Here is a 2,342-nt window from a genome sequence, read left to right as displayed (position 1 = left end):
CGGTGAGCGCCTCCGCACGGCCGGCCGCCGGCCCGTGCCGCGGACCCGCCGCCGCACCGGCGTCTCGGACGGCGGTGCCGGACGCCGGACGCGGAGGCCGGGGCGGGGAGAGCAGCGTTCCGCCGATCACCCCGCGCAGTGTCCTCGTGCCCGCCACGGCCCAGGCGGTCACCAGCAGGGCGTAGAGCGCCACGGCCAGCCAGCCGAACGCCGTCGACCCGGTGTGACGGGCCAGCCCCGCCGCCCCCGTGACGCACGTGCCGACCGGGAAGGTGAACCCCCACCACGTCATCGTGAACGGCATGCCCCGGCGCGCGGCCCGTACGACCATCGCGCAGGACAGCGCCAGCCAGAGCAGCGCGAACCCCGTCACCGGCACCCCGTACAGCACGGCGAACGCCCCGAACGCGGAGGCGTACGGCGCCCCGATCGCGAGCGGCGCCACATCTGCCAGCTGGCCGACGGCGGTCGTGGACTGGCCGAGCGGGCCGAGGACGAGGAAGAGCGCCGGGGTCAGTGCGAGCGGCAGCGGCCCGTGGTGGAGCAGTCGCCCCAGGATCAGGGGGAGGACGGCCAGGGCCGCCAGCAGGGACAGTCCGAACATCGCGTAGCAGGCCAGCAGGAGCGCCTCACGGGCCTGCCCCGGCGGCAGCTCCGGCACCAGGAGGGGGCCGACCGCCGCGGAGACCATCGGGGCGACCAGGGGCAGCAGCCAGACCGGCGACGCGGTGCCGGGGGCCGGGCGGTGGCGTACGACCATGAGGTACGGGACGGCCACGGCGGCCACGAGACCGCTCACCGTGCCCGCCGCGAAGAGCACGGCGCCCGCCGCGACGGCCGCCCGGTCGCCGACGACGTCCCGGCCGACGGTCATCGTGCCGGCACCCACCGCGAGCAACGCCATGGACAGGCAGCCGTAGAACGGGGCCACGGCCGGATCCATGAGGTGTGCGCGGGCCTGGTCCCGGTGGAAGGCCCAGTGCCCGGCACGGGCCGCGAGGAGCACGGCCAGGAGCGCGGCGGACAGGATCCACACCACGACGCAGGCGCTCCGCAGGCCCGGTACGTGAACGGGCAGAGCGGCGCCGGCGCTCGCGACCACGGCCGTCCCCATGACCGTCGCGTACCAGTTGGGGCCGAGATGGCGGAGGGACGGCAGGGTGAGTGCGACGGGAGCCGGCGCGAGCGCGTCCGGGCCGGTCCGCAAATAGGTGGCCATGCCATGATTCTCGGCGGGCGGAGGACCGTCCGCCACGGACCTCTCGCCTATGAGGGCATAAGCTGGCTTTATGCCCAGCTCCCCGCCAGACTCCGTCCCGGTGCCGCCCCCCGGTGACCGGTACGGACCCGCACCGGCCGGCGGGATCCACTCCGGGACGGACGTAGACGGCGGCAGTGGGCAGGCGCGGCTTCCGCAACGGGTCCCCGACCTGGGGGCCATGGTGCTGCTGCTCGCCGTCGCCCGGCACGGGAGCCTCGGCCGGGCGGCGCGGGCCACCGGCATCACCCAGCCCGCCGCCTCCAGCCGCATCCGGTCGATGGAGCGGCAGCTCGGGGTCGCGCTGCTGGACCGTTCCCCGCGCGGCTCCCGGCTGACCGACGCCGGGGCCCTGGTCACCGACTGGGCCCGCCGGGTGGTCGAGGCGGCGGAGGCCTTCGACGCGGGCGCACAGGCGCTGCGGGACCGCCGGGACTCCCGGCTGCGGGTCGCCGCGAGCATGACCATCGCCGAGTACCTGCTGCCCGGCTGGCTGATCGCGCTGAGGGCCGAGCGCCCCGGCACAGCCGTCTCGCTGCTCGCGGGCAACTCGGCGGCGGTGGCGCTGCGGCTGCTGGCCGGTGAGGCGGACCTGGGCTTCGTCGAGGGACTGTCGATACCGGAAGGGCTGGACGGCACCGTGATCGCGCACGACCGGCTCGTCGTCGTGGTCGCCCCCTCCCACCCGTGGGCCCGCCGCAGGAACCGCCTCATGCCGGGGGAGCTCGCCGCCACGCCGCTGATCCTGCGGGAGCACGGCTCGGGCACGCGCCAGGTCCTGGACGCCGCCCTCGCCGTGCACGGCGGGCTGGCCAGCCCCCTGCTCGAACTGTCCTCGACCACCGCCGTCAAGGGGGCGGCGGAGAGCGGTGCGGGCCCCTGCGTGCTGAGCGAACTCGCCCTCGGCGAGGAGCTCTCCGCCCGCCGCCTGGTCAAGGTCCCGGTCGAGGGCGTCCGGCTCAGGCGCCAGCTGCGCGCCGTGTGGCCGGCCGGGCACCGTCCCGCCGGGCCGGCCCGCGACCTGCTCTCCCTGACCGCCCACCCGGCCGGCCCGGCCCGCGGCTGACGGAGCGTCCGGGCGCGG

2 protein-coding genes are annotated in these 2,342 nt (G+C 76.7%); one reads left to right on the top strand and one right to left on the bottom strand.

The window, feature by feature from the left end; genetic code table 11:
* A partial coding sequence (locus ABZ371_RS31825) for a TDT family transporter (protein WP_358686243.1) occupies positions 1–1,114 on the bottom strand: 1,114 nt, incomplete at its 3' end.
* A gap of 325 nt (positions 1,115–1,439) precedes the next feature.
* On the opposite strand from ABZ371_RS31825, the gene ABZ371_RS31820 reads away from it, so the two are divergent.
* On the top strand, positions 1,440–2,324 hold the full coding sequence (locus ABZ371_RS31820; protein WP_358686240.1) for a LysR family transcriptional regulator: 885 nt from the start codon (positions 1,440–1,442) through the stop codon (positions 2,322–2,324).
* The last annotated feature ends 18 nt before the right edge of the window (positions 2,325–2,342 follow it).

It is taken from the genome of Streptomyces sp. NPDC005899, assembly GCF_040629645.1.
Taxonomy (GTDB): Bacteria; Actinomycetota; Actinomycetes; order Streptomycetales; family Streptomycetaceae; genus Streptomyces.
Note: the sequence above shows the minus strand (reverse complement) of the source record. Positions and strands in the feature narration are given on the sequence as shown.

What these genes read in the sequence shown, in the direction of transcription:
- ABZ371_RS31820 (WP_358686240.1), top strand. Translation starts at nt 1,440, where the DNA reads ATGGTGCTGCTGCTCGCCGTCGCCCGGCACGGGAGCCTCGGCCGGGCG.